The sequence below is a fragment of the Aeromonas sp. NJAU223 genome (assembly GCF_051125555.1).
GTDB classification, from domain to species: domain Bacteria; phylum Pseudomonadota; class Gammaproteobacteria; order Enterobacterales; family Aeromonadaceae; genus Aeromonas; species Aeromonas veronii_G.
Window position 1 is genome coordinate 2,799,595 of the sequence record NZ_CP144204.1, and the last position, 24,020, is coordinate 2,823,614.

The following is a 24,020-nucleotide window of genomic DNA, read 5'->3' on the forward strand; positions in this document are numbered from 1 at the left end:
TATGGCGAGTCGCGGCAAGCTGGCTCACAGGGCCATCACCTTGCGACCCGCGATGTCGCCGTGACGACGACCCAGCCACCAGAGCAGCACCAGGGACAGACCGTAGAAGGCCAGCCACAGCAGGCTCTGCTCGGGGTGGGCCGCAAAGGTCGCCAACTGATAGAAAACGGTGGCGCACATGAAGGCCAGGTAGTTGCACCAGGCGGCGGTGAACAGGGCCCACTGGCGGCCGGTTTCCCGCACCAGGGCGCCCATGGCGGCGGCGCACGGCATGTAGAGCAGCACGAACAGCAGGTAGGCGAAGGCACCGGCCACCCCATCGAAGTGGGTCTGCATGTTGCCGTAGGTGGAGGTGTCGACCTCCTGCTCCTCGGCCGCGACCTGCTGATCTTCCAGATCCCCGACCTTGATCCCCATGGGGTCGGTCGGATCGATGCCGGCGAGGTTCGCAGGAATGGTGGCGAGCGCCTCCTGCAGGCTGCCGAGCAGGGAGTATTCACTCTCCTCGTCATCCCCTGTGCTGCCGGCATACAGGCTGTTCAGGGTGGCGACCACGGCCTCCTTGGCGAAGATGCCGGTGAGGATGCCCACCGTCGCCTGCCAGTTCTCTTCCCGCACGCCGATGGGGTGCAGCACAGGGGTCACCGTCTGGCTCAGTTTGCTCAGCACCGAGTTTTCCTGATCCTGGTTGCCGAAGCTGCCGTCTGTACCCAGGGAGTTGAGCACGCTCAGCACCGCCACCATCAGCACGATGGTCTTGCCCGCGCCGAAGATGAAGGCCTTGAGCTTTTGCCAGGTACGCAGGCACACATCCACCGGACGGGGCCACTCGTAGTCCGGCATCTCCATCACCATGGAATCGCTCTTGCCCGGCAGCAAGGTGCTGCGCAGGAAGAGGCCGGTGAGCACCGCGGCCAGGATGCCGATGAGGTAGAGACCGAACACCAGGTTCTGACCCGATTCCGGGAAGAAGGCCACCGCAAACAGGGCGTAGACCGGCAAGCGGGCGCCGCAGGACATGAAGGGCGCCATGGCCGAGGTCATCAGCCGCTCACGCTCGGCGTTGAGGGTACGGGTCGCCATCACCGCCGGCACCGTGCAGCCAAAGCCCATCAGCATGGGCACGAAGGCCTTGCCGGGCAGGCCGAGACGGCGCATCAGGGCGTCCACCACGAAGGCGGCGCGGGCCAGATAGCCCGAGCTCTCCAGCACGGCGAGGAAGAGGAACAGGCAGCCCACCACGGGGATGAAGGTGGCCACCGTCTGCAGACCGGCGCCGACGCCGTCCGCCAGTACCGCATCCAGCCAGTCGGGGGCGCCGATCAGGCCGAGCAGGTGGTGCACCCCATCCACGAACAGGGCCGCCCCCATGATGTCGAAGAAGTCGATGAAGGCGCTGCCCACGTTGATGGCGAACATGAACATCAGGTACATCACCAAGAGGAAGAAGGGGATGCCAACCCAGCGGTTGAGCAGCGCCTTGTCCAGCCATTCGCTCTGGGCGACGGTGAGCTTGCCCTGCTGCTTGCACGCCTGCTGGCTCCAGTGGTGGATGTGACCATAGCGCAAGTCAGCCAGTTGCAAGTCGATATCCTGGGCGCCATGAGCCCGGCTCACCAGATTGTTGACGGCGGCCTGCTGACCGGCCTGCACCGTCTCCTGCATGGCATCGTCCTCTTCCAGCAGGCGCAGGGCGCGGCCACGGGCGTTGAGGTGATGGGGGGCGAGCAGGGTCTCAAGCTCGGCGATGTCCGCCTCCAGCGGCTGGCCGTAGTCGAGCACCAGGGCCGGAGCAACCTTGCCGATGAAGCCCTGGATCTGTGCCTTGAAGGCCGCCACCTGCTGGCGGTTGTGGGCGGAGAGCGACACCACGGGGCAACCCAGGGCCTCGCTCAGCAGGGATTCGTCTATGGTGACGCGGCGCTTTTGCAGCAGATCCATCTTGTTGAGCACCACCACCATGGGCAGGCCCAGTTCACGCAGTTGCAGGGTGAGGTAGAGCGAGCGCTCCAGATTGGCGGCGTCGATGACGTTGAGCAGCAGATCCGGCTGCTGGCCCTCGACGAAGCGGCTGGCGATCTGCTCGTCCAGGCTCGCCTCCTGATTGGCCAGGGCGTAGATGCCGGGCAAATCCGTCAGCTGGCACTCGTGCTCGCCGGAGAAGAACTCGCCCATCTTCTTGTCGACGGTGACCCCGCTCCAGTTGCCCACCTGCTGGCGGGCACCGGTGAGGGCGTTGAACAGGGATGTCTTGCCGCTGTTGGGATTGCCGACGGTGACCAGGTTGTAACTCATACCGGTTCCACCTCGATTTGCCGTGCCAGGCTCTTTTGCATGGAGAGACAGATGCCCTGGCACTGGATCTGAAGCGGATCCCCGAGCGGGGCCGCCCGCAGGAAAATGACCTCGGTCTGGGGCAAGAGGCCCATCACCATCAACTTGCGTCGCAACGGGCGCGTCAACTGATTCATGTTCTTGATGCGAGCACTCTGCCCCGGCGACAACTGCGTGAGTACCATGACGGACTCCTGATGATAAACAAGAATAATTCGCTTTTAGTCCGGGAATTATAAGCTGTGCCCCCAAGATTTATTTGCGTAAAATCAAACTCCGTTCAGCTAATCCACAAGAACTGCCATGACCCCAGACAATAACAGCCGCCTGGTTTACAGCACGGATGGCGGCATGATCAAAGAACAAACCGCCCCCCAAAACGCCTCCCCCTTCCCCACCGACGGGCTCGTTCGCATTCGACGCGAGACCAAGGGACGCAAGGGCGCCGGCGTCATCACCATCCACGGCGTGCCGCAGGATCAACAGAAGAGCATCGCCACCCTGCTCAAGAAAAAGTGCGGCACCGGCGGGGGCCTGAAGGAGGGGATCATCGAGATCCAGGGTGACAAACGGGAACTCATCAAGGCCGAACTGGAGAAGGCGGGTTTCAGCGTCAAGCTGGTTGGCGGCTAGCCCCCGGCTTTTTCATCCTTGTTTCCCTCCCCCTTTTTCCCTAGAATGCCCGCTCCCATCGAGGGGGAGTAGTCTCGCGGCCGGTCGGCTTTTGCCCAGTCCGACCCGCGATCCTGATCAACACACTTGGTGCCAACTCACCATGGTCAGGGTGATCCGGAGAACGCCGGATTTGACAAGACCTTTGACGGGCCAGTGCCAATACCGGGGACGGATGGCGCAGGCTTGTCTCAGGTATAACAATTCCGTCCCCCGGTTACTTTTTTATGGAAGCCTTGTTGACCTCAACCCTGAGCGTGGCCATCGCCGAAATCGGCGACAAGACCCAGCTCCTGGCGTTGCTGCTTATCTGTCGTTTTCGAAAACCCTGGCCCATCATCGCCGGCATGCTGGTGGCGACCCTGCTCAACCACGCAGGGGCCGCCTGGATTGGGGGCTTCATCAGCCGCTGGCTGGATCCCCATCTCATGACCTGGCTGGTGGCCGCCGCCTTCATCGCCATGGCGATCTGGATCCTGGTGCCGGACAAGATGGACGACGAAGAGAGCTCGCTGGACAAATACGGTCCCTTCATGGCGACCTTCGTGCTCTTCTTCATCGCCGAGATTGGCGACAAGACCCAGATAGCCACCGTGCTGCTGGCCGCCAAGTACGACTCCCTCACCCAGGTGATCGCCGGAACCACCCTCGGCATGATGCTGGCCAACGTGCCCGTGGTGCTGCTCGGCAAACTCGGTGCCGACAAGCTGCCCCTCAAGGGGATCCGCATCGCCTGCGCCATCCTCTTCGTGGGACTGGGCATCAGCACCCTCATCTTCGTCTGAGACGGGCCGCCATAGGCTGCCGGGGTCAGCGTGAGCACTGACCGATGGCACCAGAGGCCCCACCCTCATCAGCCCCGCACACCGCGGGGCTTTTTGTAGGCATTCCCTGAACCCCGCGCCCCCCTGTCGCAACCCCTCCGACAGGGTCTGCCCCCCATCACGTTGCCGTGCCATAATGCGACAAATACAAGGACAGACAGGCACTTGGGAGCCTTGCCATGCACTTCACCTCCAGACAAACCCTGCTCGACTGGGTCAGGCGTGGCAGCCTGGCCCCCGAGCGACTGCCGGCGGCTCTCGCGCTGCTGGATCTCCCCCCCAGTGCCCAGCGCTGGCAGTGGTTGTTCGACCGGCTGCTGCTCTGGCTCGGCAGCCTCTGCCTCGGCGCCGGGCTGGTGTTCTTCGTCGCCTTCAACTGGCAGGAGCTGGGCCGCCTCTCCCGCCTCGCCCTGCTGGAACTGCCCCTGCTCGCCATGCTGGTGCTGCTGTGGAAGCGACCCATGACGGGGGGCGCGCGCCAGGCCCTGCTGCTGGCCGTCGCCCTCAACATCGGGGCCCTGCTGGCCCTGGTGGGCCAGACCTACCAGACCGGTGCCGATCCCTGGCAGCTGTTCGCCACCTGGGCCCTGTTGCTCACGCCCCTGGCGGCGCTCGGCACCAGTCCCCTGCTCTGGACCCTCTGCTGGCTGCTCGGCCAACTGGCCCTGGTGCTCTATTGGCGCCTCGGCCTGTTTGACTTTTTCTTCGCCTTTGACGAGGAGGCCCTCGGCTGGAGCCTCTCCCTGTTCAACCTCGCCCTCTGGGGTGCCCTCATCCCGGCGCCCGCCCGATGGGGGCTGATGCCCTCCTGGCTGGCGGGCCTGGCCGCCGGCCTTGGCATCACCCTGCTGACCCTGCTGGCGCTGTTTGACGCAGCCTCTCCCTGGGTCTGGCCCCTCTGGCTCGGCTGGCTCGCCGCCGCCTACCTGCGCTGGCATGGTCGCTTCATCGCCGGTCTCGCCATGGGATGCCTGAGCCTCATCGCCGTCATCCTGGCGGCGCTCGGCAAGTGGATGGAGCCCGACATCAACGGCTTCCTGTTGCTCAGCCTCATCGCCATCGGCCTCTCGGTGGCCGCGAGCCGCTGGCTGCAACAACAACGGAGGCGTCATGGCTGAGTTCACTGGCTGGCAGTCCCGGCGCGCGCCCCTGGCGGCCACGTCACCGACCCTCATCACGGAGGCAATCCCATGTCCGAACTGACCCCCTGGCAGCGGCTGCAAGCCGCCCAGCTCGTCGAGGGGGATGCCCCGAGGGATGAGCAACCCCACTGGTCGAGCCGCTTTCTGCTCGGCGTGGTCGGCTGGCTGGCTGCCCTCTTCCTGCTGTTCTTCCTCTTCATGGCGCTGGAGTCCTGGATCCAGGAGGCAAACCACGCCCTCGCCACCGGCGCCGTGCTGATGGTGGCGGCCCTCGGTCTCAACCGCAGCGCATCGCGGGGCCCCCAGGCCAGCGATCTGCGGGATCAGTTCGTGCTGGCCCTGGCACTGGCGGCGGACGCCTGGCTGCTCTACGGCCTGCTGGATCGGCTGGATCTGGACTCGGCCCCCCTCTGGTTCGGGCTCACCCTGCTGGCGCTGGCCATCGCCGCCCTGTTCGAGCACTGGCTGGTGCGGCTGTTCCACAGCTTCGCCGCCGCCATCCTGCTGGCCCTCGGTCTCGCCTGCCTCGGCCTGCAGCTGCTGGCTCTACCGCTGGTGATGGCCGCCCTCGCCGCCTGCTGGCTGCAGGCCGAGCGCGATCCCAGGCGCCATCAACTCTACGAGTCCCTGACCCTGGGGCTGGCCCTCTCCCTGCTGGTACTGGGCCGCCTGCATCACCCGCTCTGGGAGGGGGGCGCCAGCGTGCTTGACGAGCTCGGCGGCTCCCGCCTTCCCCTCTGGCTCAACCCCCTGCTCTGCGCCGCCCTGCTGCTCGGGGTCATGGTGCGCCTCAAACTACCCCTGCTCTGCGCCCTGCCGCTGGTGCTCATTAGCGCCATCATCCCCGGCATGGGGGCCGGTGCCCTGGTGCTGGTGCTCGGCTTCTACGGCGGCAGCCTCGGCCTCATGACCCTGGCGGGCCTGCTGTTGCTGGGCTTTGGCTCCCTCTATTACTACGATCTGGGGCTCAGCCTGATGACCAAATCCTGGTTGCTGCTGGGCTCGGGGGCCCTGCTGCTCGGCGCTCGCCAGTGGTTGAAACTGCTTGGCGCAAGGAAAACCTCATGAAACCACTGCCACAATCCCTCTCACCTCATATCTTGACCACAGGAGGCCCGACATGAAGCGTCTTGCACTGCTGCTGACCGGCCTCGCCATCCTGGTGGGGATCAATGCCACCGTCTGGCGCTTCGAACACGCCATGGCGAGCGGCGACGTGGTGTTGTTGCCCCTGGCGCCGGTCGACCCCCGCTCCCTGATGCAGGGGGACTACATGCGCCTGAACTATGCGCTGGCCCGTGAGATCGCCGGGTTGGGGCAGGACAAGCTCGCCGCCCTCGAGACCCTGGTTGTCCGCCTGGACGAGCATCAGGTGGCCCACTGGGTGGCAGACGGCAAGCCAGATTCGCTGGCGGCCGATGAGCGCCTGCTGCAGGTGCACAGACAAGGCAACCAGTGGCGCATCGGGCCGGACGCCTACTTCTTCGAGGAAGGAACGGGGGAGCTGTTCGAGGCGGCCCGCTACGGGGAGTTCAGGTTGCAAGGTGACGGCTCCACCCTGCTGGTGGGGCTGCGAGACGCGGCCTTCAAGCCCATCGGCCCCAGCCGGGCGCGCTGGTAATCCCCTTGCGCCCACCAGTACCGCCATGGACTGGCGGTACTGCAGTTAGTTGGCCCGCCCGACCCCCCTCTGCCCTCCCCTGCCAGCCTGACTGCGACTTGCCCCTTGCCCGACCAGCTTTGGCTGCCGAGTGCCATGGCCGAAATCCGACCTCCCCCTCCATCGCGATAACCATGTGCCGGGGCCGCAATCCGACCACCTCCTCCATGGCGGGTGGCGAAAGCCCGGGACTTGGCAACACTTGATGGGGATAACCTGCATCAGGAGGGTCTGGATGAGCAGAGTCACATCAGTTGTCATGGGCGCCGCGGCGCTCTTGCTCCCCCTGGCGCTCTTGCCGGGGCTGGCGGGCGAGGCCCGGGCCAGCCCGGCTCTCGGCCAATTGCAATATCTCACCGAGGAGTACAGACCCTACAACTTCAGCGATGAGAGGGGAGCCCCCACCGGGCTCGCCGTCGAGCTGCTGCAACTGGTGTGGCAGAAGACCAATACCCCGCCCCAGCCCATCACCATGTTGCCCTGGGCCAGGGGATACTACCTGCTGACCCAAAAACCCAACGCCGTGCTCTTCTCCACCGCCCGCACCGAGGCCCGCAACCCGCTCTTCAAGTGGGCCTGCCCCATCGGCTACGCCGAGATAGTGCTGATGGGGCTCGCCAAGCGAAACCTCAAGATCCGCAAGCTGGAAGATGCCCTGAACTACAACATCGGGGCGGTGCGCACCGACGTGGGGGAGCAGCTTTTGCTCAACAACGGCTTCGATGAGCAGAAGATCATGAGTGCCAACCGCCTCTCCCAGGCCCTGCGTATGCTCACCTCGGGCCGGGTCGATCTCATCTCCACCAACAAGACCACCCTGCAGGATCTCATCAAGGCCCAGCAGCTGGATCCCGCCCTGTTCACCGTGAGCTGGGTGTTGAGCTCCGAGCAGTTCTGCTACGCCTTCAGCCATCCGGTGGACGATGCCCTGGTCAAGGAGTTCCAGCACGGCCTGACCCAGATGCTGGCAAGCAGCGACTTCCGGCTGCTGCAGGCCAAGTACTTCCCCCTCCCCTGACCGGCCTTCGCGGGCTACCCCCCAATAGCTTTAACCCCCGCTGGCGCCGTCATGCGCCAGCGCCTTTCTCTGCGGCGATGGTCGGCGCACGCCAGAGTCGATTGCCCGCAGCCTGGTGCCCTGCACACCGGCTCCGGCACGGGCCGTGAACACGGTACTGACTTACCCCCATCTGGCCGCACTCGCGGGATGGGGCGGTGAAAAGAAGAAGAGCCGGGTGATCCCTGTGATGTGCGGATCCCTGTCATGGGCGAATGGACGCAGCTCCTCGAGCGGCGGGGGCTGGCAGAGCGCGGCAGGCTTGTTGGAGGATCTTGTCGACGGGCGAGGATGCAGGCGGCGTCGAGCATGGCGATGGCGATGGCGATGGCGATGGCGATGGCGACAACAGGATATCCATCGCGGCATGACGACCGCTATTTATGGCTACCAAGTGGATTTGGTGCAGTTAAATGGCGAGGCAAAAATAAAAAAAGAAGCACAAACCCCCTGACAATTCACATCAAGGCAGTGCAAAAAAACTTTATAAAATGGCTTGTTTCCGGCCAGGGGCCGTGTCTCGCACGCCACCAGGGCCCGCAGGGTGCCTTTCAGCGTCTTCCCGGCCAGCAGATGCCCCCGCGGACGGGCGTCGCGCCATGTCACGACCCTATCTGCCACAGCCTGTCTGCCACAACCTGTCAGCGCAATCCTATTTGACCCGCATCAGCCGGTGGCTCACCGCCCCCACCGGGAGCTCGATGGCCTGGGAGCGCACCATCTCGTCCACCTGGCGCAGCATGGCCCCGTCATAGCCCTTGCGCACCATCCACTGCATGGGCTCCTCGAAGCTCCCCTCATTGACGACGAAGGTGTCGGTGTGGGTGTCGTGCAATATGCTGACCACCCAGATCCGCTGCTGAAACTCCATCAGATCGGCGGCCTTTGCCGCCAGGGTGCGCACTGTGCTGATAAACCGGTTGGCCATGGTCGAGGCTGCCTGTGATGAGAAGAGCTGCATCCTAGCATCGCCGTCGTCGGGGCAACAATGCGCGGCATCAAGTCGGGGCGATCGGCCTTCAGCGTCCCGCCTGTTCACCCGCTGGCTCAGCCCTGCGTGCGGCGCATCCGCTTGACCGCATACATGCTGGCATCTGCCAGACGCAAAGCTTCCTCGATGCTGGTCTCGGCGGGATTGACCGCCACCACCCCCACGCTGGCCCCGGGGTAGTGCAACGTCTGGGCGGGCAGCGGCAACTGCAGCACGCTTTGCTCGAACAGACGACGCTGGAAGCGCAGCACCGCCAGCTCCTGCGCCTCCTCCTCTGGCAGCGGGCCCATGCCCACCACCACGAACTCGTCCCCACCGACCCGCGCCAGCAGATCGCCGCTGCGAAGCGCCGAGCCCAGCCGCTGCGCCACCGTGGTGAGCAGCAGATCCCCCGCCTCGTGGCCATGGGTGTCGTTGATCTGCTTGAAGCCGTCGAGATCGATGAAGGCGACCAGCACGGGGTGGCCGGCCCGCGCCGACAGGGAGAACAGCAGCGGCAACTCCAGCATGAGGGCGCGGCGGTTGAGCTGCCCGGTCAGGGGATCGCTCAGCGCCTGGCGCGACAGCTCCAGATTCGCCTGCTGCAACTGCACCAGCAGTTGCTCCCGCTCCACGTGCTCGGCGATGAGCATCGCGAAGAAGGCGATGAGCTGCTCGGAGCCCGGCACGCAGGGCTTCTGTTTGGCACTGGCGGCGCACAGGGTGCCGTAGAGCGACCCCGAGGGCGTGCGCACCGGGCTGCTCAGGTAGGTACGAATGCCGAGCTCTTGGGCGGCATCGGAATCCCCCCAGCAGTCGGCCACATTGCCCGTATAGAGGCGCCCCTCGTTCATGGCGCGCCGGCACAGGGTATCGCTCCAGTCCACCGAGAGCCCCTCCGGGATCTGCAACTCCGCCACGTTGCGGGCGAAGCGGATGTGCTGCCTCTCCTCCCCGAGGTCTATCTCGGTGAGGTAGGTCGACTCCAGTCCGGTCACCGCTTCCAGCATCTCCAGCAGCGGCCGGGTCAGGCTCTCCAGATCCCGCGCCCGGGTGACCTGTACAGACAGGGCCTGCAATATCTTGTCCATGCCTATCTCCAAGCTTGCATGTTATCCATGGATAACCTTACCCAAGCCGGGCATGACCCGACAAGCGGGAGCAGGCGCCAGCCCGGCAAAATTCCGCCCTCTTCACACTTTGGCGAACCGCCCGTCTGGTACGCCCCCGGCTTCTGACCCAGACGCAGCCATAATGTTGAGCCAGCGCAAATATTCATTCATTTCTGATGGTTAACTCATCAAAGCCATGGATAAGACCAAGATGGCTCCGTAAGATGGGGGCGAGCTCCTGTGCCCATACGCCGGACGACGGTTCACGACGCACTCTGGCAGTCAGCGCCTGGCGGCAGCGTCCCTGGCGGATGCCAGCCCGGCATCCCGCCCCTGCGGCAAGGGGCGAGAACCCGTCCTCGATGGGTGTTCGCCGCCAGTAACCCGGGAATTGCCTCAAGTCTCCGGTGTGATCCCCTCTCCCCTGCGGGAGAGGGTCAGGGTGAGGGGTCACTAGCCTCTTTTGGCACGGTTTCATCGCGTGAGATGCGAGGACGCTGTCCTCGACAGGGTTTCGCCGCCGCTGCGCGGCTAGGCGAGTGACTTTGGAAAGACCCAAAGTCACCAAAGGTCTAATCCCCCGCTTGTTCGCCCTGCTGCGTCGGGTTCCCTCGGTTCACCCGTTTGTCACACGGCACGCGCCGATGGGTCATCCATGGCCCAGCGGCGCTCGCTCGGCGTCCTGCCTCGCGGCCTGGACAAACGGGCTCACCTCGGCGAACAACAGGGGGCAACCCCGAACCTTCAGCACCGAGGCTGGTTAATAGCCCTCTGTCTATTTGGGGGAAAGATCGGGAGGTTTGTTATCTCAGAACCAACCCCTCTCCCACCCCATGGCGAAACCAGATTGCCGCACCGATGAAACAAGAGTCATCAACGTGGTTGCATGGGTGAAAAAATCATTGTGAGTACAACAGCAAGCCGCACATACCTCTATCGGAGATAGAGTTTTATATTGAAGGCCCGATAGTGAGTATTTCACCGTAATGACACCTTATTTCTCGAACGTCCGATTATGCTTCGCTAATCGAACCTACAGCACTAATCAAGAATATATATTTGAAAAATGAATTTTAACATTGGAGGTATTGTGATAACGGATGATAAAGAATGGGGATGTAAACATAAAAAGCTCCCAGCAAGCGGGAATATAAAGTCGTGCTTGATTACTGTAAGCGATCTAAGATGCATAGCCCAAAAACTAACTGAATCTGTTCTGGATACTTCATGGATGCTTTCTATGGACAAGGGAACAAAGCGCTCTTATAGCTATACAGCCAATGAGACTGCAGAAGCACTTGTCGCTATTTTTAAAAAATTTCAAGACAGCAATGAAATTGGCTCTGAATTTGGCGAGATAATGATATCAATAGGTTCATCACGGGCCTTGAAGATAATTTTTGATCACAAGGCATTACCTATAGCTGAAATTTGGAAGCCACAGAGGAAACAAAATGAAGGTTTCGATTTTCATACAGAATGTCCAGAAAACATCATTAATTTTGGAGAGGCAAAATATTCTGGGTCAATTAATTCCCATATAAAAGCGATTCCACAAATAGAACGATTTATAAATGAAGAGAAACATTTTAGAGATAGGGTTCACCTAAAAAACCTAGCAAGTGCTGAATCAATAAATAATTTGGATGATGATAGCTTCGGTGTAATTGCTGCATTCTCGATAAATTCTGACAACCATGAATCCATAATGGACAATGCTCTTAATAGTGTCTGTAGCTCAAGTTTAGCCAAAGGTGCCACCGCAATATATTTAGTAGGTTTGATATGTTCAGCATAAAAAGTATTAAAGAGTCAAACAGTCCAGAAGATGACCTGCTTAAATTAATTGGAAAATTACACTCTGATGGCCCAATAGATAACAACATAATAGAAAACATAACATACTATAAAATTTTTCACCCAGAGACATTCGCATTTTACGAAGAGAAAATAATATCCACTCTAGGCCTGTTTTATAAAAACACAGAGCCTAAAAACTTATATTCATTCATCCTGTCTAACATTGGACATAACCACAAAAAAAGATTTGGTGAATACCTTACCCCCGTTCAAGCCAGTGTTAGAACAGCAGTAGAAAGCAAACAGTTTGTGTCTATATCTGCACCAACAAGTGCAGGAAAATCATTTTCTATTCGAGATTATATTTTTGATCTTCAAGGTGATTGTGTCATTATCGTTCCATCTCGCGCATTAATTGCAGAATATATAAAAACAATGCGAGATAAGTTTAAAGATGATAAGAGTGTTATGATTTCATCTTTTGTTGACTACGTATTTACAGAAAGACAGTTAAGACGAATATTCATTTTAACTCCTGAAAGAGCTAGGGAACTATTTACATCAAATGTGAGCTTAAATATATCTTTATTCTTTTTTGATGAAGCTCAAGTTTCAGAAGAAAAAGAACGGGGAGTTATATTTGATGTATTAGTTAGACGGATACAAAAGCATTATTCAGAGGCGAAATTAATTTTTGCACATCCATTTGTTGATAATCCAGAAGCTCAATTCAAAAAACACTCTATAAATGAAATAAGTTCATACTCAAGATCTTACCCTCACAACACCGTAGGGAAAATATTTGTTTTTGGCCATAAAAACCGCAAAGACTATTATTTTTCACCTTACATAGAAAAAGGTCATCGTCTAAATAATTGCATTGAGTTGGATAGTGATTTTGAAAGATTTGCATTTGATGGTAAAAAATCAGTTCTAGTCTTTGTATCGAAAGCATCTCTTTATCGTGGAGACTTCCTTGATAGCTTTAAGAAATTTGTTGACCACTACGATAAAATAACAAATGAACGAGCGTTGGAAATAATTAAGGAGGTAGAAAATGTTCTGGGAGCAAATGACAACAATCATAAATCCAAGCTGGTTGAATTATTAAGGATTGGGGTTGTTATTCATCATGGTTCAGTTCCACTGAATGTAAGATTCTTGATTGAAGATTTCATTAGGGAAGGATTTGCTAAAATTTGTTTCGCGACTAGTACCTTAGCTCAAGGTATAAACATGCCATTTGATATTGTCTGGTTAGATAATATGAGGATGCAAGGTGAATCTGAAGAAGACAAATCTTTAGCATTCAAGAACCTAATTGGCAGAAGTGGCAGACTTTCAAAAAAACCTACTTTTGACTTTGGCTTTGTTTATACAAACAATGCCAAACTCTTATCTTCGAGAGTTAACAGCTCTTACCATCTATCAGAAACCTCTCTATTGGAATCAGATGCTGACGAATTTACAGATGAAAAAGAGCTGGTCTCATCAATAATCGACGGAACTTTCAATGAAGATATTAATCTACCTCAAACAAAGATAGAGCGACTATCTAATGAACATACTTTCAATATAATCAAACAAATTCTCGACTTAATTTATGGTGATGAGTTTGGTAAAAAATTATTTGGTCATGATAACAAAGAGAACCGAGACATCGTCAGAAAAAACCTACGCCTCATATATGAAGCCTCACTAGGGAGAGAATTATTTGACGGTGAGCTCAATGTATTTAATACAGCTATAGTGATTTTCTTTAACGTGATTAGAGGCCGGCCTTTCAAGGAAATAGTTGGGCTCAGGTATAACGATATATCTAACCGCGATGGTGATAGGAATGCATTTGCAAAATTTACACAGCCAGCGAATAAGTTACCAGACAGCACCTTAACAAAGGCATACTCTTTGTTTCAAAACGGTACCAAGGCAAAAGATGTAAGCTATGATGCGATAGTTTTCGATACTTACGACTATCTCGATACGGTCATTGCATTCTCTCTATCGGATGTGCTAATAGGTGCATTTTATATTTATCATAGTGCAACAAAAGATAGTAACGCATTGAAAATGATTGAGTTACTAAAGTATGGAACAAATAATACTACTCACACACTATTAATAAGATATGGGTTTCCACCAGATGATCTAAAAGAAATATCAGAGTATATCGATAAAATTTCTGAAGAAAATATATTGTTTAAGCCAGATGTGATTTTTAGTTCGCCACATATACAAGAATTAGTTGAGTGGTATTTACCTTAGTCATCTAAACAGCATACTTAAATCCTAATTACTACCCCCTTAAAATCCCATATTTATCGCAATAAAAAACCGCAGCCTCGGCTGCGGTTTTTTTATTCCTGATTTCTATTTCCCCAACCCCTCGCACTGCTCTCCCCCTGCGGCGTAATAAACGGTCGACCAGAAAGATAAAGCCACGGGCGGGCACGGTATTTGTTCCCCCTGCAAACCGCCGAGCCGAGCTCAACAGGTCACGAGCGCCATCAGGGATGATGGCGTAGCCGGCATAGGGGCCAAATCGGATCTGGGCGAGCACTGCTCGACCCCGATTTGGCGCGAGAACAGGGATGTTCGAAGTGGGCTTTGGCCGAAGCCATGGATGGCGTAGGCCAAAGTGCCGTCTGCGGCGCTCCGTCCGACCCGTTGGACGAGACGAGGGAACCCGCGAAGCGGGCGGTTTGTCGGGGGAGAAGACTTTTGGTGACTTTTGGTCTTTCAAAAGTCACTCGCCAAGCCGCGCAGCGGTGGCGAAACCTCTTCGAGGACAGCCCCTCGCGTCCTGCATGGCGAAGCCATGCCATTAAGGCGTTGGACGGCATTCAGCCGAGGAATGACGTTAGCTCCCCTCACCCTAGCCCTCTCCCACAAGGGGAGAGGGGATCAAAGCCCAGGCCACCGACGCTTAAGAGGTGTAGAGGAAAATGCCACAAACAAAAACCGCAGCCCCAGGGCTACGGTTTTCTTATTGGCTCAACCTGTTGGCACTTGGCGCCAACAGGGCCAACCGGCCTTAGGCACGGCGCCAGCTGGTTTTGCCGGCGCTGTCTTCCAGCACTATGCCCATCTCGGTGAGACGGTTGCGGGCGGCATCGGCGGCGGCCCAGTTCTTGTCGGCACGGGCCTGGTTGCGCTGGGCGATCAGCTGCTCGATCTCGGCCACTTCGTCGTCCGCTTCGCTGCCCTTGAGGAAGGCGTCCGGATCCTGTTGCAGGATGCCGAGCACGGCGCCGAGCTCCTGCAGGCGGGCGCCCAGGCCAGCGGCAACAGCTATGTCTTCGGCCTTCTGACGGTTGATCTCGCGCACCAGGTCGAACAGGGCGGAGTAGGCTTCCGGGGTGTTGAAGTCGTCGTCCATGGCCTCCTTGAAGCGGGCCACCTGCTCCTCACCACCGGCGGCGGGAGCGGCCGGCAGGTCGCGCAATGCGGTGTACATGCGCTCCAGGGCGGCGCGGGCCTGCTTCAGGTTGTCTTCCGAGTAGTTGAGCTGGCTACGGTAGTGGCCGGACATCAGGAAGTAGCGCACGGTTTCGGCGTCGTAGTGAGCCAGCACGTCGCGGATGGTGAAGAAGTTGCCGAGGGATTTGGACATCTTCTCCTTGTCCACCATCACCATGCCGCTGTGCATCCAGGTGTTGACGTAGTCGCCACCGTGGGCGCAGCAGGACTGGGCGATCTCGTTCTCGTGGTGCGGGAACTGCAGATCCGAGCCACCGCCGTGGATGTCGAAATGGTTGCCGAGGTGCTTGGAGTTCATGGCGGAGCACTCGATGTGCCAGCCGGGACGACCCGGGCCCCAGGGGCTGTCCCAGGTCGGCTCGCCGGGCTTGGACATTTTCCACAACACGAAGTCGAGCGGATTACGCTTGGCATCCACTACGTCGACCCGGGCGCCGGCCTGCAGTTGCTCCAGATCCTGACCGGAGAGCTTGCCGTAATCGGCGAAGGACTCGACGATGAACATGACGTCACCGTTGTCCGCCACGTAGGCATGCTCTTTGGCGAGCAGGGTTTCCACCAGTTCGATGATCTCGTGGATGTGCTGGGTGGCGCGGGGCTCGATGTCAGGACGCACCATGCCGAGGGCGTCGAAATCCTGATGCATGTCGCCGATCAGGCGCTCGGTCAGATCGTCGCAGGTAACGTGCGTCTCGGCGGCGCGCTTGATGATCTTGTCGTCCACGTCGGTGACGTTGCGCACATAGTTCAGCTCATAGCCGCTGTAGCGCAGGTAACGGGCCACCACATCGAAGGCGACGAAGGTGCGGCCGTGGCCGATATGACAGTGATCGTAGATGGTGACCCCACACACATACATGCCCACCTTGCCCGGGTGGATAGGTTTGAATTCTTCTTTTTGACGAGTGAGTGTGTTGTAGATCTTCAGCATCTTTAGACCACTGCCTGTGAGTAAAATGGTCTGACATTCTAACCGCATCCGGGGGAGAAAACGAGGCGCAAAACGGGCCGGATCCTGCACCGTCGCCCTTCGCACGCCACATTGGTATCACGCCAGCGCTATGCCGGGCGCCCTTGTTGGGCTAGAATTGCCACCACTTTATGCCATACACCCGTGAGCCCGGCGCGGCTCACCTCACAGACAAGGACAACCTCATGGTTACTCTGCACACCAACCACGGCGACATCACCCTCACCCTGAACGCCGAGAAGGCCCCGGAAACCGTGGCCAACTTCCTGCAATACTGCCGTGACGGTCACTACGACAACACCATCTTCCACCGCGTCATCGACGGCTTCATGATCCAGGGCGGCGGCTATGCTCCCGGTTTTGAAGAGAAAGACACCCGCGCCTCCATCAAGAACGAAGCGGCCAACGGCCTGTCCAACAAGATTGGCACCATCGCCATGGCCCGTACCATGGAGCCGCACTCCGCCAGCGCCCAGTTCTTCATCAACGTGAACAACAACGACTTCCTCGACTTCAAGTCCGCCACCACCCAGGGCTTCGGCTACTGCGTATTCGGTGAAGTGACCGCGGGCATGGACGTGGTCAACAAGATCAAGGGCGTGAAGACCGGCAACTACGGCCGCATGCACCAGGACGTGCCGACCGAAGACGTCGTCATCACCAAGGTGACCCTTGCTGACTGATTGCTGCCATCTCGGCACTGACACAACTGCGGCCCCGGCCGCAGTTTTTCCATCTGCGCTGGCATCGGGTGCAGACGGCGGCCCGAACTGGCGCCGCCTCGACTACCTGGCCCAGGGCAACCCACGCCAGCGCTCGGCCCACGCCCTGCTCAGCGCCGGACTGTGGGATGAGCTGGCAGATCAGTGCCAGGATCTCGCGCTGGTCAGCACGGTCGCCATCGGGCTGGATCTGCCCGGCAGCGATCTCGACATTCTCTGCCAGCACGCCTCACCCGCCACCTTCGCGAAACACCTTGCCCGGCACGGCTGGCAGGTCAGTCACAAGGGTCAACAGGTCTGGCTCGCCGAGCAGACCCATGACGGCCCGGATGGCCAGGCATGGCCCGTCGAGCTCTATATCACCCAAGCGCCCATCGAGACGCGCCACGGCTGGCGCCACCTCAGCCTGATGGCGGCCCTGCTCGAGCGCTTCGGTCACGACTTCTATCTCGCCGTGCTCGCCCTTCGCCATCATGCGGATCTCAAGGGCGAAGTGGCCATCTGCCGGTTGCTCGATCTCCCCGGTGACCCTTATCTGGCCTTGCTGGCCCTGGAGGGCGAGGATCTTGACCGGATTGTCTGGTCAGCTGCGCCCTCCTCGCCTCGCACCGGCGCTCTTCCCTTACCATGACGCTCAGGACCCCATGAACACCCTCTTTATCAGCGATATTCACCTCAGCGATACCCGCCCCGACATGACGGCCGCCCTGGTGCGCTTTCTCGAACAGGACGCTCCCGGCGCCGATGCTCTCTATGTACTCGGGGATCTGTTCGAATTCTGGGTGGGAGATGATGACCCCAATCCACTCCATCGCCAGGTGGCGGATGCCTTCTTCGCCCTGAGCCAGCAAGGGGTGCCCCTTTACTTCATCCACGGCAACCGTGACTTCCTGCTGGGCAGGCAGTTTGCCAAACGTGCCGGCATGACGCTGCTCGGGGACCCTTGCGTCATCGACCTCTACGGGGAGCGGGTACTGTTGAGCCACGGGGATCTGCTCTGCACCCTGGATGTGGATTACCAGAAGTTTCGTCGCATCACCCAGCAGAAGTGGCTGCGCTGGCTGTTTCTGCGCCTACCCCTCGCTCGCCGCCAGTCCATCGCCTACAGACTGAGAGGTCAGAGCCAGATGGAGAATGCCGGCAAGCAGCAGACCATCATGGATGTCACCCCGGCGGCGGTGGACGCCATGTTGCGCGCCCATGACTGCGCCCTGATGATCCACGGCCACACCCACAGGCCCGCCATCCACGAATTCAAGCTGGATGGCAAACGGGCGCGGCGCATCGTGCTGGGAGACTGGTTCGAGCAGGGGTCCATTCTGGTGTGCTCCCCCGCCGGGCAGCGACTCGAGACCCGTTCACTGGCGTAAACAATGCACGCCGCCGGGTGGATGGTTCTCATATGACCATTTCTGACCAACCCGAGTCCCTGGCGGGATACATTCCAATCCACTGCGTATACTCTAGGTCTCTCACATAGCGAGGATAGAGTGATGGGATTTATTACCTGGATTGTATTGGGACTGATCGTCGGCATTCTGGCCAAATGGATCATGCCGGGCAAGGATGGTGGTGGTTTCTTCATGACGGTGATCCTGGGCGTGATCGGTGCCATGGTGGGGGGCTATGTCAGCACCCTGCTCGGCATGGGTGACGTTACCGGCTTCAACCTGCCGAGCATCATCATCGCCACCGTCGGTGCCCTGATCGTGCTGTTTATCTACAACAAGGTACGCAGCTGACAGACCCGCTTTCCCTTGGCATAGTGCGCGCCCTCACGGGCAAAGATCCGAAACCCAGTGTTTCGGATTTTTTATGGGCGCGATCCAAGAGGTGACGTACATCAGGCAAGGGGATGACTGGTAGGAACAGACCGTATCCATTCCAGACGATGGGACAGAACCGACGCAAGTAATGGAGCCGGCAAACTTGCAAGATGGATGAATCACTACCCAGCACGAGTACGGGGTAGTCCCAGCAAAAAACGCTGTCGCCACTTTGGCGCCATTTAACCAAAAACAAAAAGGCCGCTATTGCTAGCGGCCTTAGTAAGTCTTTGATCTTAATGGTGCCCGAGGCCGGAATCGAACCGGCACGCCGCGAACGGCGAGGGATTTTAAATCCCTTGTGTCTACCGATTTCACCACTCGGGCACCGTAATCGGTATCAAGTCCGCGCGGCGGGCTTGTCAATATGGAGGCACGTTCCGGAGTCGAACCGGACTAAACGGATTTGCAATCCGCTGCATAACCGCTTTGCTAACGCGCCATGCAAAGGAGAGTGAACTCTCGATTGTCTGAATTTGGAGCGGGAAACGAGACTCGAACTCGCGACCCCGACCTTGGCAAGGTCGTGCTCTACCAACTGAGCTATTCCCGCATCGGTCTGGCTGATTGCCTGACTACGAGGACGCATTCTAGCGATGTTCCTCGCCCAGTCAACCAAAAACATTTAATACGCTGATCGTTCGGGCATTTTTTGCCCTTTCCCGCACTTTTGCCCCTCATGACCGTTTCCTGGCACCAAGGGCCGGGAAACGGGGGTTTGTGAGGAGAAAAACTAGAAGCGGGAGTGATAGCTCAGATCGCCCCACGCGGCCTTCATGTACTGGAACATGGACCAGAAGGTGAGCACGGTCGCCACATAGAGCAGCACGTAGGCGAGCCAGACCATCCAGATGTCGTACTGCCAGATGAGGCCGGTGAGCGACACCATCTGGATCATGGTCTTCCACTTGCCAATCCAGCTGACCGCCACCGAAGAACGCTTGCCAAGCTCGGCCATCCATTCCCGCAGGGCGGAGATGATGATCTCGCGGCCTATCATGGTCATGGCCGGGATGGTCACCCAGATGGTGTTGTAGTGCTCGACGATGACCACCAGGGCCGCCGCCACCATGATCTTGTCGGCAACGGGATCGAGGAAGGCACCAAATGCCGTGGACTGGTTCAGCTTGCGGGCGAGATAGCCATCAAACCAGTCGGTCGCCGCCGCCAGGATGAAGACGATGGCCGCCGCCACATAGGCCCACTGATAGGGAAGGTAGAACAGGATGACGAAGACGGGGATGAGCAAAATCCGAAAAAACGTCAGCAGGTTAGGAATATTTGTCATTATTTTTCAGCCACTTCTTGTATGCCGCTACAGGGTAGCCCCAAGCCGATTGCCGATGCAACCGGGCGGTGCCCGTCTTGGTCTATGGATCCGTCAATAACCTCAGGATGCCGGTTATTATGGCATTGGCGGCCCCCCGACGTCACGGCTCTTGTATGCCGAAACGGGGCTTTGCCAGATCCCACCGGGCCCGGCGCCCCTGTGCAATACCCTGATCGCCCAGGATGATCCCCACGCCGATATGACCCTGTTTCTATCACAGCGAGTGCAGGGCATCGTGGATGGACTGAGCCAGTTCCTGGCTGATGCCGGGCACCTTGGCGAGCTCGTCCACCCCCGCCTTCTTCACCTCCTGCAGGCCCCCCAGGTATTTGAGCAGGGCCTGCCGGCGTTTGGGCCCGACCCCGGGAATATCCTCCAGGGTACTGGTGGTGCGGGCCTTGGCGCGCCGTGCCCGGTGGCCGGTGATGGCAAATCGGTGGGATTCGTCGCGAATGTGCTGGATGAGGTGCAAGGCGGGCATATCCGCCGGCAAGTGCAGCTCTTCGTGGCTATCCCCCATGATGAGGGTCTCCAGCCCCGCCTTGCGGGTCACCCCCTTGGCGATCCCCACCAGCAGCGGGTGTTTGCCGCCGAGGAACTCGAGCTGTCGCGCCAGGATCTCTTCGGCCCGGCGCAACTGGCCGAGGCCGCCGTCGATAAACAGCACATCCGGCACCTTGTCCGGCTCCTGCTGCTTGCCAAAGCGCCGCTCCAGCGCCTGCTCCATGGCGGCGTAGTCATCCCCGCCGGTGATGCCGTCGATATTGAAACGGCGGTATTCGGAGCTGAGCGGCCCCTCCCGGTTGAACACCACACAAGACGCCACGGTGCGCTCCCCCATGGTGTGAGAGATATCGAAACACTCCATGCGGGCGATGGGAGCCTCCAGTTCCAGCAGCTCCTCCAGCTGGGTGAAGCGGGCCGTGATGGTACTCTTGTGGGCGAGGCGCGAGCGCAGCGCCGTCTCGGCGTTGATGGCGGCCAGCTTGATGAAACGGGCCCGCTCGGAGCGAGTGCGGCTCTGCACCCTTACCTTGTAACCGGCGGTCTGGCTCAGGGTCTCGGCAATGACGCTTTCATCCTCCAGCGCCACGTCCAGCAGTACTTCGCTCGGGATCTGCCTGCCCCCCTGCCCCGACAGGTAGAACTGCAGCAGGAAGGATTGCACCACCTCGTCGAGCGGCGTATCCGCCGGCACCTTGGGGAAGTAGCTGCGCGAACCCAGCACCTTGCCCTGACGGATGAAGAGCACATGGATGCAGGCGGTACCCTGTTCGAAGGCCACCCCCACCACATCCAGCTCGTCCAGCACGTTGCCGCTCACCGATTGCTGCTCGGTGACCCGGCGCAAAGCCTGGATCTGATCCCGGTAGCGGGCCGCTTCCTCGAAGCGCAGATCGCCGCTGGCGGACTCCATCTTGCCCACCAGCTCCCCTATCACCTGCTGGTTCTTGCCCGCGAGGAACAGCTTGGCCAGCTCCACCTGCTGGGCGTACTCCGCCTCGCTCACCAAACCCGCTACACAGGGGCCGGCGCAACGCTTGAGCTGATAGAGCAGGCAGGGACGGGTGCGGTTGGCATAGACGGCGTCCTCGCACTGGCGCACCGGGAAGATCTTCTGCATCAGGTGCAGGCTCTCGCGCACGGCGCCACCGGACGGATACGGGCCGAAGTAGTCCCCTTTCACCTTGCGGGCGCCACGGTGGACGCCGATGCGAGGATGACGATGGCTGGTGATGATGATCCAGGGGTAGGACTTGTCGTCCCGCAGCAGCACGTTGTAGCGCGGCTGGTACTGCTTGATGAGGTTGTGCTCGAGGATCAGCGCCTCGGTCTCGGTGTGGGTCACCGTCACCTGGATGTCGGCTATCTGGCGCACCAGGGTACGGGTCTTGATGCTGTCGACATGGGTGCGAAAGTAGGAGGCGAGCCGCTTCTTGAGATCCTTGGCCTTGCCCACGTAGATGACGGTGCCGCCAGCATCATACATGCGGTAGACACCGCTCTGGTTGGTGACCGCACTCAGGAAGGCCTTGCTGTCGAAATGGGGTTCAGGAGAAGGGATCATCGGCGACTCGATTCAGGACAAGATTCTCGGGGGATCATACTGCGCCCCGCCACCGGAAAGCAAAACCGAGCGGCGACAGAAGCAGCCAGGGCCATCAAGCAAAAAGGCGGCCCGGGCCGCCTTTTTCAACACACTCAACCCGATCAGAGGGTATCGGCATCCAGCATGCCGTAGCGAATGGCCAGATGGGTCAGCTCCACATCCCCGTTGATGTCGAGCTTGCTGAACAACCGGTAACGGTAGCTGTTGACCGTCTTCGGGCTCAGGTTGAGCTGCTCGGAGATGTCGGTCACCTTCTGCCCCTTGGTGATCATCATCATGATCTGCAGCTCGCGCTCGGAGAGGGACTTGAAGGGGTTCTCGTCCGCCGAGGCGAACTGGCTCAGGGCCATCTGCTGGGCAATCTCCGGGGAGATGTAACGCTGGCCGGAGTGTACCAGCCGGATGGCGTGGATCATCTCGTCAGGCGCAGCCCCCTTGGTCAGATAACCGGCGGCACCCGCCTGCATCACCTTGGTCGGGAACGGGTTTTCTGAATGAATGGTCAGCACTATGATGCGCACATCGGGCCGGATCCGCAGGATCTTGCGGGTCGCTTCCAGACCGCCGATCCCCGGCATGTTCATGTCCATCAGGATCACGTCAGGGTGATGTTGCCGGCAGAAGGCCACGGCCGTCTCGCCGCTCTGTGCCTCGCCCACCACCTTGATCCCGCGGACATCTTCCAAAATGCGTCTTATCCCTGTACGCACCAACTCATGATCATCGACCAGGAATACATTAATCACCCATACACCCCGTTTCTTATGTCGTTATATGCCAGTTAGGGTTAACACGGCGTCTTGCATCATAACCAAACTCGGTGATTTGGCAAACCATGGCCGGTAAAAGTTTGAAACTCTCCATTAATGCCGTTTTAAATCAACTAATTATGTAAAGTTTCAACCAAAAAACGGCGCCTTGAGGCGCCGTTTCGGGTCTGATTGTCGTGATCTTTCTCAGGGGGCCAGCAGGGCGCGCACCTTGTCCAGATCCCGCTGGGTATCCACTCCCACGGGGGGGGCCTCCAGCGCCTGGGCCACGTGGATCTTCTCCCCGTACCAGAGCACCCGCAGCTGCTCCAGCGCCTCGACTTGCTCGAGGGCGCTCGGCGCCCAATCCACGTAACGCTGGATGAAACCGGCGCGATAGGCGTAGATGCCGATATGGCGCTGATAATGCGCCCCAATCTCTGCGTGGCTCTGGGCAAAGCGATCCCTGTCCCACGGAATGGAGGCGCGACTGAAGTAGAGGGCATAGCCCGCCTGGTCGGTCACCACCTTCACCGCATTGGGATTGAACGCCTCTTCGGCATCCTGGATGGGCACGGAGAGGGTCGCCATGGGGGCGCTGGCACTGGCCAGGTTGTCTGCCACCTGGCGGATGATGACGGGGGGAATGAGGGGCTCATCCCCCTGCACGTTGACGATGATGGTATCGGCGGCAAAACCGTAGTGACGGCACACTTCCGCCAGACGCTCGGTGCCGGACTGGTGATCGGCGGAGGTCATGCACACCTCGGCCCCCGTCTCGCTGGCGACCGCAGCCAGTGCGTGTTGTACCCGCACGTCGTCGGTGGCAACGATCACCCGATCCGCACCGGACTGCAGGGCCTTTTCCACCACGTGCTGCACCATGGGTTTGCCATGGATGTCCGCCAGCGGCTTGCCCGGCAGCCGGGTCGAGGCGTAGCGGGCCGGAATGACGACGACGAAGCTCATGGGTTCAGCTCTTCGAGTGACAGGGCGCGGGCGCGGTTCTCCAGCAACACAGGGATCCCCTCCTCCAGCGGATAGGCCAGCTTGTCGAAGCGGCAGACCAGCTCATGGGCGGCCTTGTTGTAGTGCAGCTTCCCCTTGCAGACCGGGCAGGCGATGATGTCGAGCAATTTGATATCCAGTGCCACAACGAAACTCCTTTGACGATTTCGGACAGGCGATCCCGGTCAGTAATGCCGGGCAATCCAGTGGGCATGTCCGGCGCCGATGACGAGTACCCCTGCGGGCACAGGCCT

General features: G+C 59.0%; 22 protein-coding genes and 3 tRNA genes. 12 read left to right on the forward strand and 13 right to left on the reverse strand.

The window, feature by feature from the left end:
- Window positions 1–24 precede the first annotated feature (24 nt).
- Entirely contained in the window at window positions 25–2,295 is a 2,271-nt protein-coding gene (gene feoB / locus VZC39_RS12680; RefSeq protein WP_434662949.1) for a Fe(2+) transporter permease subunit FeoB, read from the reverse strand.
- Entirely contained in the window at window positions 2,292–2,519 is a 228-nt protein-coding gene (locus VZC39_RS12685; RefSeq protein WP_349918387.1) for a FeoA family protein, read from the reverse strand. The genes feoB and VZC39_RS12685 overlap by 4 nt, the downstream gene beginning before the upstream one ends.
- Before the next feature lie 118 nt (window positions 2,520–2,637).
- Between VZC39_RS12685 and VZC39_RS12690 the strand changes: the two genes are divergently transcribed.
- The 6 genes from VZC39_RS12690 (at window position 2,638) to VZC39_RS12715 (ending at window position 7,650) form a co-directional block, all read left to right on the forward strand.
- Window positions 2,638–2,967, forward strand: coding sequence for a translation initiation factor (locus VZC39_RS12690; protein WP_349918388.1), 330 nt, complete (start codon window positions 2,638–2,640; stop codon window positions 2,965–2,967).
- 266 nt (window positions 2,968–3,233) lie between these two features.
- Window positions 3,234–3,791: a TMEM165/GDT1 family protein gene (locus VZC39_RS12695; RefSeq protein WP_349918390.1), complete on the forward strand. Its 558-nt coding sequence runs from the start codon at window positions 3,234–3,236 to the stop codon at window positions 3,789–3,791.
- A 218-nt stretch (window positions 3,792–4,009) separates the two neighbouring features.
- A complete protein-coding gene (locus VZC39_RS12700; protein WP_349918392.1) occupies window positions 4,010–4,948 on the forward strand; it encodes a DUF2157 domain-containing protein in 939 nt (312 codons plus the stop codon).
- 72 nt (window positions 4,949–5,020) lie between these two features.
- The gene (locus VZC39_RS12705; RefSeq protein ID WP_434662953.1) at window positions 5,021–6,040 is read left to right on the forward strand and encodes a DUF4401 domain-containing protein; all 1,020 of its coding nucleotides are present in this window, start codon (window positions 5,021–5,023) and stop codon (window positions 6,038–6,040) included.
- 52 nt (window positions 6,041–6,092) lie between these two features.
- Window positions 6,093–6,593 carry a GDYXXLXY domain-containing protein gene (locus VZC39_RS12710; protein WP_434662955.1) on the forward strand — a complete coding sequence of 167 codons (501 nt, stop codon included), beginning with the start codon at window positions 6,093–6,095 and terminating at the stop codon, window positions 6,591–6,593.
- A 298-nt stretch (window positions 6,594–6,891) separates the two neighbouring features.
- Complete coding sequence (locus tag VZC39_RS12715; RefSeq protein ID WP_434668471.1) at window positions 6,892–7,650, forward strand: substrate-binding periplasmic protein; 759 nt, start codon at window positions 6,892–6,894, stop codon at window positions 7,648–7,650.
- A gap of 691 nt (window positions 7,651–8,341) precedes the next feature.
- Here the strand turns inward: VZC39_RS12715 and VZC39_RS12720 are convergent.
- Together VZC39_RS12720 and VZC39_RS12725 are read right to left on the reverse strand one after the other, a co-directional pair.
- Window positions 8,342–8,617, reverse strand: a complete 276-nt coding sequence (locus tag VZC39_RS12720) for a hypothetical protein (RefSeq protein ID WP_349918398.1) — start codon at window positions 8,615–8,617, stop codon at window positions 8,342–8,344.
- 119 nt (window positions 8,618–8,736) lie between these two features.
- On the reverse strand, window positions 8,737–9,750 hold the full coding sequence (locus tag VZC39_RS12725) for a diguanylate cyclase (RefSeq protein WP_349918400.1): 1,014 nt from the start codon (window positions 9,748–9,750) through the stop codon (window positions 8,737–8,739).
- A 1,261-nt stretch (window positions 9,751–11,011) separates the two neighbouring features.
- On the opposite strand from VZC39_RS12725, the gene VZC39_RS12730 reads away from it, so the two are divergent.
- On the forward strand, window positions 11,012–11,569 hold the full coding sequence (locus tag VZC39_RS12730) for a hypothetical protein (protein ID WP_434662959.1): 558 nt from the start codon (window positions 11,012–11,014) through the stop codon (window positions 11,567–11,569).
- A complete protein-coding gene (locus VZC39_RS12735) occupies window positions 11,557–13,836 on the forward strand; it encodes a DEAD/DEAH box helicase (RefSeq protein WP_324016123.1) in 2,280 nt (759 codons plus the stop codon). The genes VZC39_RS12730 and VZC39_RS12735 overlap by 13 nt, the downstream gene beginning before the upstream one ends.
- A gap of 769 nt (window positions 13,837–14,605) precedes the next feature.
- Here the strand turns inward: VZC39_RS12735 and cysS are convergent.
- Window positions 14,606–15,982 (reverse strand): cysteine--tRNA ligase, encoded by a 1,377-nt coding sequence (cysS, locus tag VZC39_RS12740; protein WP_434662961.1) that lies wholly within the window; start codon window positions 15,980–15,982, stop codon window positions 14,606–14,608.
- Window positions 15,983–16,206: 224 nt separating this feature from the next.
- Here cysS and VZC39_RS12745 point away from each other — a divergent pair, with 224 nt between their 5' ends.
- The 4 genes from VZC39_RS12745 to VZC39_RS12760 all read left to right on the forward strand — a co-directional run bounded on the left by VZC39_RS12745 (window position 16,207) and on the right by VZC39_RS12760 (window position 18,485).
- Window positions 16,207–16,704: a peptidylprolyl isomerase gene (locus VZC39_RS12745; RefSeq protein WP_434662964.1), complete on the forward strand. Its 498-nt coding sequence runs from the start codon at window positions 16,207–16,209 to the stop codon at window positions 16,702–16,704.
- Entirely contained in the window at window positions 16,694–17,374 is a 681-nt protein-coding gene (locus VZC39_RS12750; RefSeq protein ID WP_434662966.1) for a DUF4269 domain-containing protein, read from the forward strand. Before VZC39_RS12745 ends, VZC39_RS12750 begins: the two co-directional genes overlap by 11 nt.
- A gap of 13 nt (window positions 17,375–17,387) precedes the next feature.
- On the forward strand, window positions 17,388–18,113 hold the full coding sequence (gene lpxH, locus VZC39_RS12755; protein WP_434662968.1) for a UDP-2,3-diacylglucosamine diphosphatase: 726 nt from the start codon (window positions 17,388–17,390) through the stop codon (window positions 18,111–18,113).
- Between the two features lie 123 nt (window positions 18,114–18,236).
- Window positions 18,237–18,485, forward strand: coding sequence for a GlsB/YeaQ/YmgE family stress response membrane protein (locus tag VZC39_RS12760; RefSeq protein ID WP_349918414.1), 249 nt, complete (start codon window positions 18,237–18,239; stop codon window positions 18,483–18,485).
- A 324-nt stretch (window positions 18,486–18,809) separates the two neighbouring features.
- Here VZC39_RS12760 and VZC39_RS12765 read toward each other — a convergent pair.
- The 8 genes from VZC39_RS12765 to VZC39_RS12800 all read right to left on the reverse strand — a co-directional run bounded on the left by VZC39_RS12765 (window position 18,810) and on the right by VZC39_RS12800 (window position 23,912).
- A tRNA-Leu gene (locus VZC39_RS12765) sits at window positions 18,810–18,896 on the reverse strand.
- 41 nt (window positions 18,897–18,937) lie between these two features.
- A tRNA-Cys gene (locus tag VZC39_RS12770) sits at window positions 18,938–19,011 on the reverse strand.
- A gap of 35 nt (window positions 19,012–19,046) precedes the next feature.
- A tRNA-Gly gene (locus VZC39_RS12775) sits at window positions 19,047–19,122 on the reverse strand.
- 180 nt (window positions 19,123–19,302) lie between these two features.
- Window positions 19,303–19,857 carry a CDP-diacylglycerol--glycerol-3-phosphate 3-phosphatidyltransferase gene (gene pgsA / locus VZC39_RS12780; RefSeq protein ID WP_100861136.1) on the reverse strand — a complete coding sequence of 185 codons (555 nt, stop codon included), beginning with the start codon at window positions 19,855–19,857 and terminating at the stop codon, window positions 19,303–19,305.
- Between the two features lie 256 nt (window positions 19,858–20,113).
- Window positions 20,114–21,967 (reverse strand): excinuclease ABC subunit UvrC, encoded by a 1,854-nt coding sequence (uvrC, locus tag VZC39_RS12785; protein ID WP_434662970.1) that lies wholly within the window; start codon window positions 21,965–21,967, stop codon window positions 20,114–20,116.
- 143 nt (window positions 21,968–22,110) lie between these two features.
- Window positions 22,111–22,755, reverse strand: coding sequence for a UvrY/SirA/GacA family response regulator transcription factor (uvrY, locus tag VZC39_RS12790; RefSeq protein WP_349918418.1), 645 nt, complete (start codon window positions 22,753–22,755; stop codon window positions 22,111–22,113).
- Window positions 22,756–22,965: 210 nt separating this feature from the next.
- Window positions 22,966–23,727 carry a 3-deoxy-manno-octulosonate cytidylyltransferase gene (kdsB, locus tag VZC39_RS12795; protein WP_434662971.1) on the reverse strand — a complete coding sequence of 254 codons (762 nt, stop codon included), beginning with the start codon at window positions 23,725–23,727 and terminating at the stop codon, window positions 22,966–22,968.
- On the reverse strand, window positions 23,724–23,912 hold the full coding sequence (locus VZC39_RS12800) for a Trm112 family protein (protein WP_434662973.1): 189 nt from the start codon (window positions 23,910–23,912) through the stop codon (window positions 23,724–23,726). Before VZC39_RS12800 ends, kdsB begins: the two co-directional genes overlap by 4 nt.
- Window positions 23,913–24,020: the final 108 nt, after the last annotated feature.

What these genes read in the sequence shown, in the direction of transcription:
- feoB (WP_434662949.1), bottom strand. Translation starts at nt 2,295, where the DNA reads ATGAGTTACAACCTGGTCACCGTCGGCAATCCCAACAGCGGCAAGACA.
- VZC39_RS12685 (WP_349918387.1), bottom strand. Translation starts at nt 2,519, where the DNA reads ATGGTACTCACGCAGTTGTCGCCGGGGCAGAGTGCTCGCATCAAGAAC.
- VZC39_RS12690 (WP_349918388.1), top strand. Translation starts at nt 2,638, where the DNA reads ATGACCCCAGACAATAACAGCCGCCTGGTTTACAGCACGGATGGCGGC.
- VZC39_RS12695 (WP_349918390.1), top strand. Translation starts at nt 3,234, where the DNA reads ATGGAAGCCTTGTTGACCTCAACCCTGAGCGTGGCCATCGCCGAAATC.
- VZC39_RS12700 (WP_349918392.1), top strand. Translation starts at nt 4,010, where the DNA reads ATGCACTTCACCTCCAGACAAACCCTGCTCGACTGGGTCAGGCGTGGC.
- VZC39_RS12705 (WP_434662953.1), top strand. Translation starts at nt 5,021, where the DNA reads ATGTCCGAACTGACCCCCTGGCAGCGGCTGCAAGCCGCCCAGCTCGTC.
- VZC39_RS12710 (WP_434662955.1), top strand. Translation starts at nt 6,093, where the DNA reads ATGAAGCGTCTTGCACTGCTGCTGACCGGCCTCGCCATCCTGGTGGGG.
- VZC39_RS12715 (WP_434668471.1), top strand. Translation starts at nt 6,892, where the DNA reads ATGGGCGCCGCGGCGCTCTTGCTCCCCCTGGCGCTCTTGCCGGGGCTG.
- VZC39_RS12720 (WP_349918398.1), bottom strand. Translation starts at nt 8,617, where the DNA reads ATGGCCAACCGGTTTATCAGCACAGTGCGCACCCTGGCGGCAAAGGCC.
- VZC39_RS12725 (WP_349918400.1), bottom strand. Translation starts at nt 9,750, where the DNA reads ATGGACAAGATATTGCAGGCCCTGTCTGTACAGGTCACCCGGGCGCGG.
- VZC39_RS12730 (WP_434662959.1), top strand. Translation starts at nt 11,012, where the DNA reads ATGGACAAGGGAACAAAGCGCTCTTATAGCTATACAGCCAATGAGACT.
- VZC39_RS12735 (WP_324016123.1), top strand. Translation starts at nt 11,557, where the DNA reads ATGTTCAGCATAAAAAGTATTAAAGAGTCAAACAGTCCAGAAGATGAC.
- cysS (WP_434662961.1), bottom strand. Translation starts at nt 15,982, where the DNA reads ATGCTGAAGATCTACAACACACTCACTCGTCAAAAAGAAGAATTCAAA.
- VZC39_RS12745 (WP_434662964.1), top strand. Translation starts at nt 16,207, where the DNA reads ATGGTTACTCTGCACACCAACCACGGCGACATCACCCTCACCCTGAAC.
- lpxH (WP_434662968.1), top strand. Translation starts at nt 17,388, where the DNA reads ATGAACACCCTCTTTATCAGCGATATTCACCTCAGCGATACCCGCCCC.
- VZC39_RS12760 (WP_349918414.1), top strand. Translation starts at nt 18,237, where the DNA reads ATGGGATTTATTACCTGGATTGTATTGGGACTGATCGTCGGCATTCTG.
- pgsA (WP_100861136.1), bottom strand. Translation starts at nt 19,857, where the DNA reads ATGACAAATATTCCTAACCTGCTGACGTTTTTTCGGATTTTGCTCATC.
- uvrC (WP_434662970.1), bottom strand. Translation starts at nt 21,967, where the DNA reads ATGATCCCTTCTCCTGAACCCCATTTCGACAGCAAGGCCTTCCTGAGT.
- kdsB (WP_434662971.1), bottom strand. Translation starts at nt 23,727, where the DNA reads ATGAGCTTCGTCGTCGTCATTCCGGCCCGCTACGCCTCGACCCGGCTG.